General features: G+C 43.9%; 13 protein-coding genes. 5 read left to right on the forward strand and 8 right to left on the reverse strand.

Annotation, left to right across the window (positions count from 1 at the left end; all coding sequences use genetic code 11):
* Positions 1-29: 29 nt before the first annotated feature.
* The 4 genes from BC643_RS02270 to BC643_RS02285 form a co-directional block, all read right to left on the reverse strand.
* On the reverse strand, positions 30-1,022 hold the full coding sequence (locus BC643_RS02270; protein ID WP_120271550.1) for a GntR family transcriptional regulator: 993 nt from the start codon (positions 1,020-1,022) through the stop codon (positions 30-32).
* Between the two features lie 257 nt (positions 1,023-1,279).
* Positions 1,280-2,590 carry an L-fucose:H+ symporter permease gene (gene fucP, locus BC643_RS02275; RefSeq protein WP_120271551.1) on the reverse strand — a complete coding sequence of 437 codons (1,311 nt, stop codon included), beginning with the start codon at positions 2,588-2,590 and terminating at the stop codon, positions 1,280-1,282.
* Between the two features lie 34 nt (positions 2,591-2,624).
* Complete coding sequence (locus BC643_RS02280) at positions 2,625-3,767, reverse strand: DUF6786 family protein (RefSeq protein ID WP_120271552.1); 1,143 nt, start codon at positions 3,765-3,767, stop codon at positions 2,625-2,627.
* A gap of 99 nt (positions 3,768-3,866) precedes the next feature.
* The gene (locus tag BC643_RS02285) at positions 3,867-5,648 is read right to left on the reverse strand and encodes an L-fucose isomerase (RefSeq protein ID WP_120271553.1); all 1,782 of its coding nucleotides are present in this window, start codon (positions 5,646-5,648) and stop codon (positions 3,867-3,869) included.
* A 208-nt stretch (positions 5,649-5,856) separates the two neighbouring features.
* Here BC643_RS02285 and BC643_RS02290 point away from each other — a divergent pair, with 208 nt between their 5' ends.
* Complete coding sequence (locus tag BC643_RS02290) at positions 5,857-7,077, forward strand: dicarboxylate/amino acid:cation symporter (protein WP_120271554.1); 1,221 nt, start codon at positions 5,857-5,859, stop codon at positions 7,075-7,077.
* Between the two features lie 2 nt (positions 7,078-7,079).
* Complete coding sequence (locus BC643_RS23360; RefSeq protein WP_170154426.1) at positions 7,080-7,220, forward strand: hypothetical protein; 141 nt, start codon at positions 7,080-7,082, stop codon at positions 7,218-7,220.
* A gap of 88 nt (positions 7,221-7,308) precedes the next feature.
* Here BC643_RS23360 and BC643_RS02295 read toward each other — a convergent pair whose 3' ends face one another.
* The 4 genes from BC643_RS02295 to BC643_RS02310 form a co-directional block, all read right to left on the reverse strand.
* Positions 7,309-7,725, reverse strand: a complete 417-nt coding sequence (locus BC643_RS02295; RefSeq protein WP_120271555.1) for a DUF134 domain-containing protein — start codon at positions 7,723-7,725, stop codon at positions 7,309-7,311.
* Complete coding sequence (gene aroC, locus BC643_RS02300) at positions 7,725-8,798, reverse strand: chorismate synthase (protein WP_120271556.1); 1,074 nt, start codon at positions 8,796-8,798, stop codon at positions 7,725-7,727. The genes BC643_RS02295 and aroC overlap by 1 nt, the downstream gene beginning before the upstream one ends.
* A 72-nt stretch (positions 8,799-8,870) precedes the next feature.
* A complete protein-coding gene (locus tag BC643_RS02305; protein ID WP_120271557.1) occupies positions 8,871-9,473 on the reverse strand; it encodes an FKBP-type peptidyl-prolyl cis-trans isomerase in 603 nt (200 codons plus the stop codon).
* A gap of 328 nt (positions 9,474-9,801) precedes the next feature.
* Entirely contained in the window at positions 9,802-12,534 is a 2,733-nt protein-coding gene (locus tag BC643_RS02310; protein ID WP_147377111.1) for a putative LPS assembly protein LptD, read from the reverse strand.
* 130 nt (positions 12,535-12,664) lie between these two features.
* On the opposite strand from BC643_RS02310, the gene BC643_RS02315 reads away from it, so the two are divergent.
* The 3 genes from BC643_RS02315 (at position 12,665) to dnaA (ending at position 16,960) form a co-directional block, all read left to right on the forward strand.
* Complete coding sequence (locus BC643_RS02315) at positions 12,665-13,861, forward strand: N-acetylmuramoyl-L-alanine amidase family protein (protein WP_120271559.1); 1,197 nt, start codon at positions 12,665-12,667, stop codon at positions 13,859-13,861.
* 132 nt (positions 13,862-13,993) lie between these two features.
* A complete protein-coding gene (locus BC643_RS02320) occupies positions 13,994-15,256 on the forward strand; it encodes an MlaD family protein (RefSeq protein WP_120271560.1) in 1,263 nt (420 codons plus the stop codon).
* Between the two features lie 276 nt (positions 15,257-15,532).
* Positions 15,533-16,960: a chromosomal replication initiator protein DnaA gene (gene dnaA, locus BC643_RS02325; protein WP_120271561.1), complete on the forward strand. Its 1,428-nt coding sequence runs from the start codon at positions 15,533-15,535 to the stop codon at positions 16,958-16,960.
* Positions 16,961-16,973 lie beyond the last annotated feature (13 nt).

The following is a 16,973-nucleotide window of genomic DNA, read 5'->3' on the forward strand; positions in this document are numbered from 1 at the left end:
TTCAGTAGAAGACTTTATTAGAGCTCAATCTAGAGAGATCCTCTCAAAATCAGCTTTGGAGGAAGCGTTTCGAAAAGTTTTTCCTTTGATTCGACAAAGTGTGCCGCTTTTTTACCCATTTCCGCAAAATCCACTGAAATAACTGTGATACCGTCGCCAACAAGTTCCTTCAGCGGACTATCGTTGTATGCAATCATTCCAATATCTTTCCCGAGTATCAGCTGTTGTTTCTTGGCACTTTTAACAATGTAAACCAAATCTTCTTCCTTAATTACAAAATAAGCTTCGCCTGATTGAACCGACTGTTCCGTTAACTTCTCTATTACATTGCAAACAATATCATTATCATTACAAAATGAAATAAATGAATTTACAAATTCAGACGGATGCGGCGTTGTTTTGGGAAATACCAGGTTGAATTTACGATAGCAAGTCAAACGATCTTTAACCTGCTCCAAACAGTTGACAGCGCCATTTGCGAAGTCCTGATTCAAATAGGCAATATCCGGGTTGTCGGGTGTTCCCATATCCAGAATCAGCAGTTTGTTGGGATCAATTTTGCGAACCACCTTCTCCATCCGATGATGTTTGATATTCATCACCACATACATACTGTAGCGCCCCAAGCTGTTTTGAATCAGCTGTTCAAACACATCCGGATTGTAATGATGGAAAAGTAAATCGACCACATAGTTATCCGGTAAATTAGCCCTGAAACTACCGTAAAGCTGTTCTTTAAACGCGCTGAAGTCGTCCAGCAACATCATCACTTTAAACGAGGCAGAATTTACAAAATAGCCCTTCGTCGGCGTTGATGAGATGATGCTGCGCTGCTTTAAAATCCGGTAGGCTTTGAAGATGGTGTCGCGGGATAAGCCGCTGGATTTGCTCAATTGATTGACCGAGGGCAGAAAATCACCTTCTCTAAGCACACCGTTGCTAATAGCCTCGTTTACGGCATGCAGCAGCTGCTGTATTTTAGTTTGTGCAGATCCCTCGTCTATGGAAAACTGAAAGCCCATAAGCTTAATTTAGTGAACGAAAAAGCCTGAACTGCCACTGCAATTCAGGCCTATAAACCCAACAACTTATCTGAATATAGTAGAAAAACGTTACTATCCAAGAGCGGATACTAACAGAAGTTTTCATAAAGCCACATTGCGTGGCCTTTATATTCAACTCAAAAATAGTATTTCTGCCCGAATAACCAGCAATATAAAACAAAGCTTTTGTCAAAAAACACCCTCCTTTCATTTGGTTATCCTTACAGAATTATTCTTTAGTCAGCATAATAGTGAATCGTAAATGTGCGATACCCATAGATCCCGATAATAACGAAACAAAACAATGGGATTGCAAACGACACATTTACCGCGGGCAGACTGAAAAGGCTTCCCTGATCGATAACCCAGGCCTGAATTTTGGGTAGGAAAGTACCACCAACAATCGACATGATCAGTCCGGCAGCACCGAACTTGGCATCCTCACCCATTCCGCGAAGCGCAATGCCGTAGATTGTTGGGAACATGAGCGACATACAGGCAGAAATTCCAACAAGACAGTATAGCCCCCAAATGTCCTGGAATAAGATCGTACCGGCCGACAAAAAGATTGCTCCAACCGAAAGGATCATCAGCAATCGTCCGGGGCGGATATATTTTAGCAGGAAGGTGCAAATGAACCGCGAAACCAGAAAGCTTCCCATGGCGAAAATATTGTACAACTGTGCTTTCTGAGCCGCATCCCCCGCCGTTAGACCGAACTGTTCCATGAAAATACGTTGCCCATATTGGACGATAAACGTCCAGCACATAATTTGCGCCCCAACGTAGAACAACTGCGCCACCACGCCTTCGTAGTAACGGGGAACTTTCATGAGGTTTTTCAGTGCACCGAAAAAATTCAAATCGTGCGAAGACTCTTCGTTCTTTGGCATCTTCGCAAAAAGAATAATCAGAAATACAGCGATAATCACCCCGCCAATGGCAATATAGGGCGAACTCAAAATATCCAGATCATGGACTTTTAGCTGGTTGAACTCTTCCGGCGACAACAGTGCTCTCTCATCAGCTCCACGCGGATCAAGACGAGCCTGAATAAATGTTTTAGCAATGAACATCCCTGTCAACGAACCCATCGGGTTAAAAGCCTGCGCCAGGTTCAACCGACGGGTTGCGGTACTGTCGGGCCCCATAAACAAGATGTAAGGGTTGGCACTCGTTTCCAAAAACGAAAGCCCGCAAGTCATTACGAAATAGGCGATCAGAAACGGGTAATACATCCCGATAGAGTTAGCCGGGATAAACAACAATGCTCCGGTAGCGTAGAGGCCTAAGCCCATTAAAATCCCGGATTTATATGAATATTTTCGAATGTAGAAGGCAGCAGGAAAGGCCATTGCGCCGTATCCTCCATAGAAAACGACCTGCACCCAGGTACCGCCACCGACCCCCATGTTAAAAATACGGGAAAAAGCTTCGACCATCGGGTTGGTAATATCATTGGCGAAGCCCCACAATGCAAAACAACTGGTAATTAGTATAAACGGAACTATGTATTCCGTTGGAACTACTTTTTCTTTGGTTTTCACGCTTGGTTTGTTTAGTTATTGTTTGAGTAATTTTTTAGTTGAATGAATCTTCTAATTTCAGCAAGGTCACGCCGAGAACATTTTCCGCAATGGCATTCAAGTCTTGCAAACTACCTTCAAAATGATAAGTCCGCTGGATATGAATATGACTTTGACCGGATTCAAGCTGAAGCGCTTCCGATGATGACTCCAACTCGTAAAATGGTCCAAGTTGTGCACCATTCGCAAGCGGTCCGTCATTGTAAACATTAATCAAATCTCCTTTAAACGGTTCTTTCTGGACTTCATCCCAGGCAGAATTGACATAGTCCGTCGCATACGGATTGATAGTTGTCTCCAGAATTGTCAACCGCTGATTTGCCAAATCATAGCTTCCTAAAAAACGCTTAGCTCGAACGGGAGGGATTCCCAACTTACTTCGGTACTGACCATCCGCTTTCAACAAAACATGGTCCGCTTTAATTTTGATCCGATCTTCCGGGATCTCTCCAAAGTAATCCGCTTTCAGAATTGGTCCTTCCTCTTCAGCATTAAACGGGACAATAATGATGACGTCCGGCGACGGATTATACATGGAAAGCATCCAAATGGAAGGCAAACCTCCCGCCTTGATCCATGTGTTCGCTCCAATGTTTTTTAGCTGATTTAACGACTCGTAAGCCACTGATTTGACAGACGGGCCGGGTTGACAATTCAAACTGAAAACAATCTCATCGGACAGGATGATCCCCACCCGACGGGTGACCTCCATCTCGAACTCGGTTCCGGAATAGTTTTTCAATTTAAATACTTGATTAACCGTGACCATTTCCGGCATCACTTCCTTCACCTCCCAGGGCATTACATCAATAACTGAAGGAACCTTCCAATTATTGATTTCCATGGTCTTTCCCTTTTCGAAATAAAAGGAGAACTGACCACCCTCGGGACCAAACCAGAAGCGCTCTTCGCCGCCATAAGCATTGAATTGTTCGGAACGTTTTTCCGCTTCAAACAGTTCGTGGTTTACCCATCCGAATGAATAGCCCTGCTTGCCCGACGTTGTGCTCGTCATGACCCGTCCCTGCAAATCGGGCGCCACTAAAACACGGGACTCTCCGCCAACCAGCTCCACGGCTGTTTGGTATTTTTGAAGACATTCCAGGTCGTATCCGTATTGTCCTTTCTTAAATGACATGTATTTGATTTACTTTCAGCGTTAAAAAGGTGGTGGTTTCAACCGAGAAGCGGCTGAAACCACCGAAATTTCTGCTAAAGATAAAATTCCTATCTAAAATCAGGCAAACATCGGCCCGTAAGTTTCGCAAGCTTTATAGTCCGCAGCCTCTTTATCCATGCCGAAAGATGCCCAGGCACTCGGTCTGAAAATAGATCCTTCCCCGACGTTGTGCATACAAACCGGAATTCGAAGAATGGAAGCTAAAGTGATTAAATCGGCTCCAATATGTCCGAATGAAATGGCTCCATGGTTCGCTCCCCAATTGGCCATTACGCTGTAAACATCTTTAAAAGCTCCGTTCCCGGTTAAACGAGGCACGAACCAGGTTGTTGGCCATGTTGGGTTGGTACGTTCGTCCAAAATGCTGTGAACGTCATCCGGTAGCTCAACGGTCCAGCCCTCCGCTATTTGAATCACAGGCCCCAAGCCCTTTACCCAATTCACACGCGACATGGTAACCGGCATCTGCCCGGCTGTTTTAAATTGTGATGAATAGCCACCGCCCCTAAAATACCCCAGGTCAGCCGGACTCCAGACTGTATTCTCAAGACAGGCTGAAACATCTGCCTCCGTAATTTCCCAATAAGGTTTCATCACCGAATTTCCATCAGCATCTTTCTGTTGTGCTGTTGCATCCAGCGTTGTTGAGCCGGAATTGATTAGGTGGATAATGCCGTCTTTTGCCAAGCCGGTTAGCTCTTTACCTGTAACACGTTTCACGGATTCAGGGCTCCAGAACGTGCGAACATCCGAGAAAATCTGAGCTGTATTGGTTAACAAGTGGCCAAACAGCATTGGTACGGCATTTAAGCTGTCATTTTCTGTGGCAAACACAAACGCCTCACGGATGCCATTCCAATCGAATGAGGAGTTTAAAATCGCTTCTGTGAAGTCCGCGTTTGGATAGTAATCGGTCCATTGGCGTTGCCCCTGGAAACCTCCGGTAATCGCGTTATGACCTTTTGACTCCTCGCCAAATCCAAGTTCAGCCAATTTCGGATTACCAATCATCAGGTCGCGGCAGATCAACGTCATTTTTACGACAATCTCCCACTCCCAATCTTTTCGTTCACGATCCGTTTGTTTTGCAGCATCGTTGCGGTCTTCGCCTTCTTGGCAATTCGCTTTTACCCAGGCCAGCGCCTTCTCAAATTCTTCTTTATCGTAAATTTCCTGATCAATCCGTCGTTTGACTTCAACCGAATCAACAAATTCGGTGCGCATGCCCAAATAATCCTGGAAAAAATCGGGGTTAACCATTGAGCCGGCAATCCCCATCGATGTGTAGCCAATCGACAAATACGATTTCCCTTTCATTTGAGCGGCAGCCAGCGCTGCCTTCGCAAATCGCAGTATTTTTTCTTTTACATCATTGGGGATCGTTGTGTCTCCGGCATCCTGCACATCGCGGCCATAAATCCCGAATGCAGGCAGACCTTTCTGTGTGTAGCCAGCCAAGGCAGCTGCCAGGTAAACTGCCCCCGGACGTTCCGTTCCGTTAAATCCCCAAACAGCTTTTGAAATCAGCGGATCGGCATCCATCACCTCGGTTCCGTAACACCAGCAAGGAGTTACCGTCAACGAAACTTCAACCCCTTCGCGCTTGAATTTATCGGCGCAGTTTGCTGCATCTGCCACACCGCCAATCGTGGTGTCGGCAATAACACATTCTACCTTTTCTCCTGACGGAAAACGCAGGTTCTCTTCGATCAAAGCAGCAGCAGCTTTGGCCATATTCATGGTTTGTACTTCAAGGGATTCGCGGACGCCGCGTTCACGTCCATCAATGACAGGACGAATACCAACTTTAGGCAAACGTCCGATTAATCGGTTTGACATAGCAATATTGTGTTTTATTAGGTTATTGTATTGTGCTGTACTGTGCTGCAATTTATAATATTTTCTTTTAGCCTCATTTATGTTGATAAACATTTTTTATTAGTAGATTTGTAACTATCAGTCAGTTATACCAGCTGATTGTAACCTGAACTAACGACTCTAATGACCTGCCTTAACGCTCAATATTTCAACCTCTTAAAACTCTGATATGTTTCTATTAAAAATGAAGCTTCACTGGCAAATTCTGATCGCGTTGGTCATCGCCGTTCTATTTGGTTACTTCTTTGCTAACCAGGTTCAATACATCTCCTGGATGGGCGACATTTTCCTACGCTTACTGAAAATGATTATTATTCCGCTTATTTTCAGTTCTATTATCAGCGGTGTTACCAGCATGGGAAGCGGCAAAAATCTTGGTCGGTTGGGATTGAAGACACTCTCCTACTACTTGTTCACCTCGCTTTTTGCCATCCTGACTGGTTTGGTCATGGTGAATCTGATCCGCCCCGGAGTTGGTGTCGACTTAGGATTACATTCCAATGCTCCTCAATTTGAAGCGCACGAATCGAAAATTTCGGATATCTTCTTCCGGATGATTCCGGAGAACATCTTTCAATCGCTTTACAACGGCGACATTTTATCAATCATCTTCTTTGCCATCCTGTTTGGCTTCTTTATAAATGCATCGAAAACGAAATACCAGCAAACGCTGACCAACTTTTTCGATGCGGTATTCGATGTGATGATGCAGCTCACCATGTTCATTATTCGGTTTACACCGCTTGGTATTTTGGGCATTGTTGCCAAGGAAGTCGCCCGCAACGCCGAGCAACTTTCATCCATCGCAGGTAGCATGGCCATCTATATGCTCACCGTTATTCTGGCGCTATCGATTCACGCATTTATAACGCTGCCTGTGATTGTAAAACTGGTTGGCAAGGCACATCCCTACCGCCACTTAAAAAACATGCTATCCCCGCTCTTAACGGCATTTTCTACCTCGTCATCAAGTGCAACTCTACCACTGACAATTGAAGCCGTTGAGAAAGAAAGTGGCGTATCAAATAAAATCACAAGTTTTACTCTTCCTCTGGGTGCAACCATCAATATGGACGGCACCGCGCTTTACGAGTGCGTGGCAGCTATGTTTATCGCGCAGGTTTACGGAATTGAATTGGGCTTCGGCCAACAGATGCTGGTGGTTGTGACAGCTCTTTTAGCCTCAATCGGAGCTGCAGGAATTCCGATGGCCGGACTTGTGATGATTACGATAATTCTATCGGCCGTAAACTTGCCGCTGGAAGGTGTTGGGTTGATTTTGGCAGTCGATCGTATCCTGGATATGTACCGTACATCTGTAAATGTATGGAGCGACAGCTGTGGTGCGGTGATCATCGCCAAAAGTGAAGGCGAGAAAACGCTCGTGTAAGCATGATTAAATTGATTCGGCATGCGGCTGCCGACGTGAAAATAACCGAAGGTTGCCGGAAGTGTTGGAGGCGGTTGAAAACAATTGTGCCTTCAACTTCTCCTTCCTGCGTTCAGGCGCTTCCGATGTCATCCCGTGAGTAGATTTGTCCTAAGATTTTCAAAAAAAATTCCCAACTCCAATAGCGAAAGCTACTCAAAGTTGGGAATTTCATAGGGGCGTTTCAAAAATCTAATCTTCTTCTGAATAATATTCATTCAGTGTAATAATCTCCAACGAGTTACATACCGGGCAGGTTTTATCGGTTTCGACTAACCGGTTAAATTTAGCCTGGCAGTTGTTGCAGTAAAACCAGTTGTCGTCGAACTGGAAGTTACCACCACGAATAATCAGGTCCTTTCCTTCCACCATTGATTGAGCGACTTTGTTTCGAGCCGATTCGTAGATTCGTGTCAGGGTAGGACGCGATACATCCATGCAAACAGCTGCTTCTTCCTGCGTCATGTTCTCGTAGTCCAATAGCTTGATGGCTTCATACTCCTCGAAATAAAGAACAACCTGCTCCGACCTGTTCTTGGGGCCGTACACAGACAATCCTTTAATTGCGGGAGGAGCCAACAGTCGGCGGTCTCTTTTTTTCCGTGGCATTAAATCTGATTTATTTTATTCAACAAATAATGATCGGCTATAACAAGAGCAGCCATTGCTTCCACAATCGGAACGGCTCTTGGGAGAACACACGGATCATGTCGTCCTTTCGGATTGATGACCGTTTCGTTTTCTTCTTTATCGACGGTGTGCTGTTCTTTCAACAGCGTTGCGATGGGTTTAAAAGCAACATTGAAATAAATGTCTTCTCCGTTGCTGATACCTCCCTGAATACCTCCGGAATTGTTGGTTTTGGTACGAATACCGCTCTCTGTCTTGATAAAAATATCGTTGTGCTCCGATCCCGATAATTTGGTCCCTTCAAAGCCGGAACCATACTCGAAACCTTTCACGGCGTTAATTCCCAGCATGGCGTGACCTAAGTCGGCATGCAGTTTGTTAAAAACCGGCTCGCCGAAACCTGTCGGCACCCCTTGAATAACCGCTTGAATTACTCCGCCCACTGTGTCGCGATCTCTTCCTGCCTCTTCAATTCGGGCAATCATTTTCTCGGCAACTTCAGCGTCGGGACAACGAACGATGTTTGAATCAATCTGGCTCAGGTCTATATCCTTGTAACTTTTCTGAAGTTCGATTTCGCCAACACGCTTCACGAAAGCATCAATACGAATACCCTGCTTTTGCAGCAGAAGTTTGGCAATGGCACCAGCCACAACACGGGCAATTGTTTCGCGAGCCGATGAACGGCCGCCTCCACGATGATCGCGGCTACCATACTTCTGAATATACGTGTAATCGGCATGCGACGGACGGTAAACGTCTTTCAGGTTGTTATAATCGTTGGAATGCTGATCCTGATTCCAAACCATAAAACCGATTGGCGTACCTTGCGTTTTACCTTCAAAAATACCGGATAAAAATTCGACCCTGTCAGCTTCGTTCCTTTGAGTTGTAATTTTTGATTGGCCTGGTTTTCTTCGATTTAATTCATTCTGAATGAATTCCATATCAATTTCCAACCCGGCTGGGCAACCGTCGATAACACCGCCAATTCCGCGGCCATGTGATTCTCCAAAGGAAGTAAGTCTGAAGATTTGTCCGAAGCTATTCATTGTAAAATTTTGTAGCCTTGCCACCCAGTGAGTGGCAAGGTATGAGAGAATAAAAAAGTCTGTCAAGAAAGATTAGCAACCGCAACCGCAGCCACCACTTGCGCTTTCAGTAGAGCAAGATTCGTCATCGCAACCACAGCCACCGCTTCCGCAACTTGAGTCACTTCCGCAACCACAGCCGCTTCCGCAACCACCGTGAATTGTTGCTGCGATTTCTTCGTCGGTAGCTTCGCGTACTTCCAGAATATCGCCTGTAAAATGCAGGTCCTCACCAGCCAATGGGTGGTTAAAGTCCATTTTTACAGCTTCCTCTGTAATTTCCAAAACCAAACCATTCATGCGTTGGCCGCTTGTGCTCATCATTGGAACAGTGTTGCCAATTTTGATGATGTCATCATCGAACTTACCGTCCATGATGAAAATAGATTTAGGAAGATCAACAATTGCATTCTCATCAATCTCTCCGTAAGCATCTGCACAATTCAAATCTATTTCGAATGTTTTGCCTTGTTCCATACCTTCCAGTAAAGCTTCGAATTTAGGGAGCATAGTTCCGGCTCCGTATACAAAGCTCAATGGTCTCTCAGCTGTTGCCTGTTCGATCAATTCACCCTCTGCACCACCGATTCTCAGATCGTAGGTCAGAGAAACCATTTTGTTTTTTGAAATCGCCATATCAAATTATTTAGATTGATTTTTAATAATTAAACTGCAAAGAAATAAAAATCATGCCATTAAAAAAAGACACTCTATTCCTATTTATTTTATTTAAAGATAACATCATAAACCAACATTAGTTTATTTGCCGGATCGATGTCTCTCAGTGTTAACAAAGATTTATCTAAGGCTATAATAACGATTGAAGCGCAAAAGAGTTTGTGAATACGAAAAATATCTGTTCAACTCCTTCATCCGTTACTCTTGGTGCCCCGCTCTTCGCTACGCCTTCGAATTCGGCAAGTCCGATTGATCAAATATCGCACCAAGTTTCAATGGCTCCGGATTAATTATCGTACCAGCTCTTGTTTTTGTCGATCTTAAGGTCTTTCAACATCGAAGAAGAAGCATTCAGAGAGAAGCTGTAACTTTTACGATCACCAAACGGTACGAAGTTGAAACTCATACTCCAGCAGTGTAACGAACGCGAAATATTAAACGTTGTAAACGAAAATTCTTTGGCTTGAATATCAAAGTTTGTCGTCATTGTCATATTCCACTTATCGGTCAAACTCAGTCGCCCATTGAAATTAACACTCTGATTTATAGTAGCTGATTCGAATGGATTCGATTTTGAATAACTCATGGTGTAGTCCATTCGGAACTCCCAGGGAATACTAAAGTCGTAATATTGAGGTCCGGTCATCATCAGTACCGGCAGCGGCTGTCCGAATTCATCAAAACCGGTATCGGGCTGTCCACTACTTTGTGGCCCTTGCCCGGGTTGTCCCCCGCCAGTTCCGCCTTTGTTGCCTCCTTTTTTGTCCTTCGACTTAAACGACAAGCCAAAGGAGAGGTTCGCATTGGTAAGCCGCCCTAACTTTGCCAATCCCGACCGGTGATTCCAGGCATACTGGTTAATCGTGACATCACCGGTTGTATCTGTCAAATACGGGTTTAAAGTACCTCCAAAGTTAATACTGATCCCCTTGATGGTTGTACGGCCGCGTATGGCGATATTACTCAGGTTCAACGAGTCGGCCACCAGGTTGTATGAGCCACTGAAACTCAGGTTTTCCAAGATCTTGACTTTCGTGTACTTGTCATCGCTTTTTTCTCCCCCCTCCGTATTGGTGCTGCTAATTGTATCTGTCCTCGCTGCCATTTTGGCTTCGATGTTGTTTGACAAACCAAAGGAGATGGCCCCACTCTCACCTCGGGACGTTGAACCGAACACTCCGTTCTGGAAACGGTTAAAATATTTGATTTTACCCTTGGCATCAACATAACTGTCCCAGAATCCGTATTTCGGATCGCCGAAGTCGGGGCGGTAACTGAAACTCATGGTGGGCGTCATTTTATGACGAATCGCTTTAATGCGCGAGTTCGGGTTTTTAATCAAATACATCCCGTAAATATTCGTCGATGCACTCAATGAATATGAATATTCGTAGTTCCGTTTGAAGCCGTAAATGGTGTCTTTCAGAATCATCTCTTCACCGGTCACATGGTTGAAGATATATTTCGACTGCACCTCGTTGGTGTACCATCGTTCTTTGTAAGTAAATGACGGGCTCATATTGATGTACTTCAGCAAGTTGAAGCTTGGCAAAGTAATCGGAATACTGTGCTGCCAACCGTTCTGCCAATCCTTAACCAACGACATCTGTAGAATAGAATCCTCGCGCGCGGTGATTGAGTTTTTGATATTACCGGTGTAACCAATGCTGATTTTCTCCCAAAATCTCGTTTTTCCGACGTGGTTCTTACTTTTAAACGGATAGATCTTAGACATACTGAAGGTCATCTCCGGGAAGCTAATCGTCATTGTTGAATCCGAAGAATTCTGCGAGTGCCGGAAGTTAACCGACATATTGAACGGCGAATTTTCCCATTTTTTAGAGTAGCTGATACTCGAAGACTTCTGGGAGTTCAAATAGCTGTATACGTTATACGAGTTTTGTTTGTCGTAACTGGAGGTTGACATGTTTACACTGGCCGAAAACGTTTGATACGGATTCGCTTTGCTGTCCTGCGAATGTGTCCACTGAATGCTAAAACCGGGACTCCTGCTATAATCGGGCAACCCTTCTTCACTGTACTTATTCACATTATACTTGATGTTCACACTCCCGTTGAACTTGTATCGCTTTCGGTAATTTGAACTAAAGTAAGTACCCCAAGATCCTTTGGAATAAATATCCCCTTTCAAGGTCACATCAAAATACTCGCTTGCAGCCCAATAGTATCCTCCTTCACGCAGGAAGAAACCACGACTGTTTTCCTCTCCGTACGACGGGATAATGATCCCCGACGAATAACTGGGTGAATTCGGGAAAAAGCCAAATGGCAAAATGGGAAAATAGATCGGAAAATCTTCCAAAACCATATAGGCCGGCCCGGTAATAATCTTTTTGTTAGAAATGACTTTGGCCTTTGTCATTTTCAGGTAAAAGTGCGGGTGATCAGCATCACAGGTTGTGTATTTACCATTCTTCAGAATGAATGCATCCTTGCTGACTTTTTTGGTCCGTTCGCTATGAACGTAGCCCTCTCCCTGTTCGGTTTTCACATCCTGAATGATCCCTTTCTGCGACTTGAAATTATAGCGAAGTGTCTTACATTCAAACTCATCGGTTCCATCCTTAAAAATCGGGTTGCCCTGCATCACACCGGTCGAATCCGGCAATCCTTCAGCGTAAACCTCTTTTGTATTTAAATCGAGAATGATGTAATCAGCTGTCAGCTCAATATTTTCGTAGGTAACAACGCCACCTTTATACATGTACACTTTTTTGCCGTCGAGCGCAACAATTATGGAGTCTTGTGCATTATAGTTGATGGTTGCATCCAGCACCGGCTTCTTTTCCTTGGCTTCTGTCTGAAGTGTATCCGTTAGAAGTGAATCGGCAGGCAGTGCCAAACTGTCGGGTATTGCAGGCATAGCCAACGAATCGGGCGCAATACTTATTAATGAATCAGGAAAGTCCAGCTCTTCAATCACGAGCTTAGGTGTCTCTTGTGCATTAGCACACAGACCAATCAGGAGAAAAAGGTATATTACTAGTTTTCGTTTCAAAATGCCCATAAAAATTGCCTTCGTTGGCTGGTTGGTGTGCAAAAATATAAATTCATCGGCGACTAAGTGGTTAACAGCTGAAAAATAATATTAATATTTCTATTTTTACCCGAGCAAAGTTTGATTGTACATGGTGGTTATCCGGTATTTACTTCTCATTTCTCTAGTTGTACTCTACAGTGCGAACTCGCACGTCTACGCAAAAAAGATAAGCAATAAAAGCTTCACAATTGTCATCGACCCCGGGCACGGCGGTCATGATCCGGGAGCTATTTATCAGAAAATTAGAGAAAAAGATGTTGTCCTGAATCTGGCAATCCGCTTGGGAAGATACATCAACCAGGAAATGCCCGATGTAAAAATTGTCTTCACCCGGAAAACCGATGTTTTCATTCCGCTTCACGAACGTGCCGAAAAAGCCATTGCCAGCAAGGCCGACCTGTTTCTGTCGCTTCACGCCAACTCGTGCCCTACTCCTTCGGTTAGCGGTACCGAAACTTTCGTTTTGGGGATGCACAAAACAGAAGAAAACCTCGACGTTGCCAAAAAGGAAAACTCGGTAATTTTAATCGAAGACGATTACTCGACCCGTTACGAAGGTTTCGACCCGAATTCGTCAGAATCATACATCATGTTCGACCTCGTACAGGAAGAATATTTTGATCAAAGCGTGACCATGGCTGCTTTGGTGCAAAACAATTTCAAGAACCACGCAAAACGAAATGACCGGGGCGTCAAGCAAGCCGGCTTCCTTGTACTTCGTCAAACCAGCATGCCCAGCATTTTGGTTGAAGCAGGTTATTTAAGCAATGAGGCCGAAGCGCAATACTTAAACTCGGAAAAGGGACAGACCGAACTGGCAAAATCGATTTGCGATGCCGTGAAATCCTACAAGACGAGTTACGAAACAAAAAACGACTTCGAGCTGAAAAGTATCGTCAATGAAGAAACGAAAGAAGACCGGTCGAACGAAGGACAGCACGCTCCGCCTGCCGAAACTTCCAAGCCTGAGATAAAAACGGAACTTCAGAAAACCGCACCGATTGTAGAGAAAGCCCGGCCGAAGGAAGTTTATTACAGCATTCAACTGGCAGTAACACATACTAAACTGGAGCTAAAACCCTACAATTTCCGTGGTTTGGATTCTGTTTACATGATCGAAAACAACGGTGTTTATAAATATTACTACGCCAGAGAGCAAAGCTTCGAAGCTATTCTGAAACGAAAAGAAGAAGCAAAACAACATTATAATGACGCTTTTATTGCCGCTTTCTGCGAAGGGAAACAGATTTCGGTTGACGAAGCCCGCGCCCTGCAACAACGGTAGTTATTCACATAAGCTTGTTTTCTACTCCAATGCTTAGTATTATTGCATAATCAAGTTGTTGTAGAAAACCAATCCGAACTAATTCTTACAAATTTTAGGTCACAACATCGGAAAACCCTTAAAAAAATCAACATGAAAATCTCGAAATACACCAAGTTAGGTTTATTGATTATCTCTAGTGTTGCCATACTGATCTGGGGTCTTAATTATCTGAAAGGAATCGACTATTTCAATACCAATACAACATACTACGCCGTTTACGACCGTGTTGACGGTTTGATGAAATCAAGTGCTGTTGATATTAACGGATACCAGGTTGGTCAAGTAAAGGACATCAGCTTTTCGGACAAAAACGACGGAAGCCTGATTGTAACATTCTCCATCGAAGGTAAATTTAAGTTGCCGATTGGAACTGAAGCGCGGATTATCTCCAGCGACATTATGGGAACCCGTTCCATCAAATTGTTGATAAATCCGAATAACCAGTTCTACGCTGCTTACGACACAATACCGGCAAGTATCGAGGGCGACCTGAAAGAACAGGTCAGCATGCAGGTTTTACCGCTAAAGAACAAAGCGGAGCAGCTATTGGCATCTCTTGACTCGGCTATTACTGTTATTACTTATGTGTTTAACCCGGAGGCCCGAAAAAACCTGTCGGAAAGTTTTGCACATATCAACCAAACAATCATTAACCTTGAAAGTGCTTCGGCTGAATTGGATTTACTGTTGCGCAACGAAAGAGGCAACATCCAGGGAGTCATGGAAAACATGAATCAACTGACCTCTACGCTGGCGTCAAGCTCCGAGGATTTCTCGGCTATTGCCGACAATCTTGCGAATATTACCGACAGTATATCGGCAGTCAACCTTAAAGAAATGATGGAAAGCCTGTCGGAAAGCACCGTCGGTATCAACGACATTATAGCGAAGGTTAATTCAAAAGAGGGATCAGCCGGTTTGTTGATCAACGATCCGGAATTGTACCAGAACCTGACACAACTTAGCTTGAGTATGGATTACCTGCTCAAAGACTTCCGCAACAATCCGAAGCGGTATGTGCATTTCTCGGCCCTGGATCTGGGAAAGAGTATTTATATAAATCCTGAGCAAAACTCGTCGGCTTCCAATTCGGACTACACTTTTAAAGTGCACTTGCTGTCGAGCCCCGAAAGGCTGAATTTGAACAACCCGATCTTCGAAGGATTTACCAAAGTTGAAGAAACCGAAATTGCGGGTATCTATAATTACTCGATTGGAAATTCTTCTGACATTCAGGAAATGTATCCGCTTTTAGAGAAAGCGAAGAAGGTTTTTCCGGATGCTTCGATCATTGCCTTCAAAAATGGCCGTCAAGTCAAGCTGGATAAAGCTTTGCGGAAAATTGGACAATAAAATTTTTCATAATGTTTATTTAGGACGTCATCCGTAATGCCCTTTATTCTCAACAGTTACAGAAAACACCTATGTCAAAAACCTGATTATCAGATTGTTATACAGCATAAAATTTTTTCAAATTTTTAAGTAATTGAGTTATAAAGCCTTTATAATTATTCATAAAAAGTCAAGGGCAATTTCATTTTTTTTATACTTTTTTTTTGAACACTTTTGTTCTCGGGAAAAAAATAAAGGGAAAATTTTTGTCGAACTCAATTAATCCTGCTGTTCAAAATGACTAATACTCATCTTGGTGTATGGGAGCGTTGTCTAGGTGTGATACGTGATAATGTTCCGACAATTAGCTTTAAAACTTGGTTTGAACCGATTGTACCGCTTCGAATAGACAATCAGGTTCTGACGATTCAGGTACCTAGTCCGTTCTTTTACGAGTACCTGGAAGAACAATACATTGACTTGTTGCGCAAAACGTTGAGAAAAGAAGTTGGACAAGACGCAAAACTGGAGTACGTGGTTGTAATGGGGAATCAAGCAAACTCACAACCATATACAGTAAAGTATCCGACCAACAACAATCCGAAGATTCAAAACAAGCCACTAAACGTTCCTCTGAAAACTGAGGGGAAACCGTCTATTAAAAACCCGTTTATCATACCGGGAATCCAAAAATTGCACGTTGATCCACAACTGAAACCGGACAATACGTTTGATAATTTTGTGGAAGGCGAATGCAACAGCCTGGCGCGTGCTGCCGGCTATGCTGTAGCACAAAATCCGGGGGGTACTGCTTTCAACCCGTTGATGATATTCGGAAATTCCGGATTGGGAAAAACACACCTTGCCCATGCGATCGGAATTCAGGTAAAAGAACAATTTCCGGACAAAGTGGTGTTGTATGTGAATGCCAATAAATTTCAAACGCAATTTACCGAGGCTACCCGCAACAACAACCGGAACGACTTCTTGCACTTCTATCAAATGATTGATGTGCTGATTTTGGATGATGTACAGGAATTTGCAGGAAAAGAAAAGACGCAGGAAACATTCTTCCATATTTTCAACCACTTACACCAAAGTGGCAAACAATTAATTTTGACTTCAGACAAGCCTCCAATCGAATTGAAAGGAATGGAACAACGCTTGCTATCCCGTTTCAAATGGGGATTGACAGCCGAGTTGTTGGTTCCGGATTTCGAAACCCGCATGGAGATTTTGAAGCGCAAAACGTACAAAGACGGAATTGAAATCAGCGACGAAGTGTTGGAATACATCGCTTCTCACATTACCAACAATGTGCGTGAGCTGGAAGGTGCTTTGGTTTCGCTGTTGGCTCAGTCAACGCTGAATAAGAAAGAAGTGACGATTGAGCTTGCGAGCGACATGGTTAATAAACTGGTAAAAAGTTCGAAACGCGAATTATCGATCGATTACATTTCGAAAGTTGTTTGCGACTACTTCAACTTGCCGGTTGATAACCTGCAGACCAAAACCCGCAAACGCGAAATTGTACAGGCTCGCCAGCTGGCTATGTATTTCTCGAAAAGTATGACCAAATCGTCTCTGGCATCCATCGGTTCGCAAATTGGGAATAAGGACCACGCAACGGTGCTTCATGCCTGCAAAACGGTGAATAACCTGATAGAGACCGACAAGAATTTCAGGAATTTTGTCGACGAAATAGAAAAGAAATTGAAAATGTAAATATGCCCGGCAG

Origin of the sequence: Mangrovibacterium diazotrophicum (assembly GCF_003610535.1) — a bacterium.
GTDB classification, from domain to species: domain Bacteria; phylum Bacteroidota; class Bacteroidia; order Bacteroidales; family Prolixibacteraceae; genus Mangrovibacterium; species Mangrovibacterium diazotrophicum.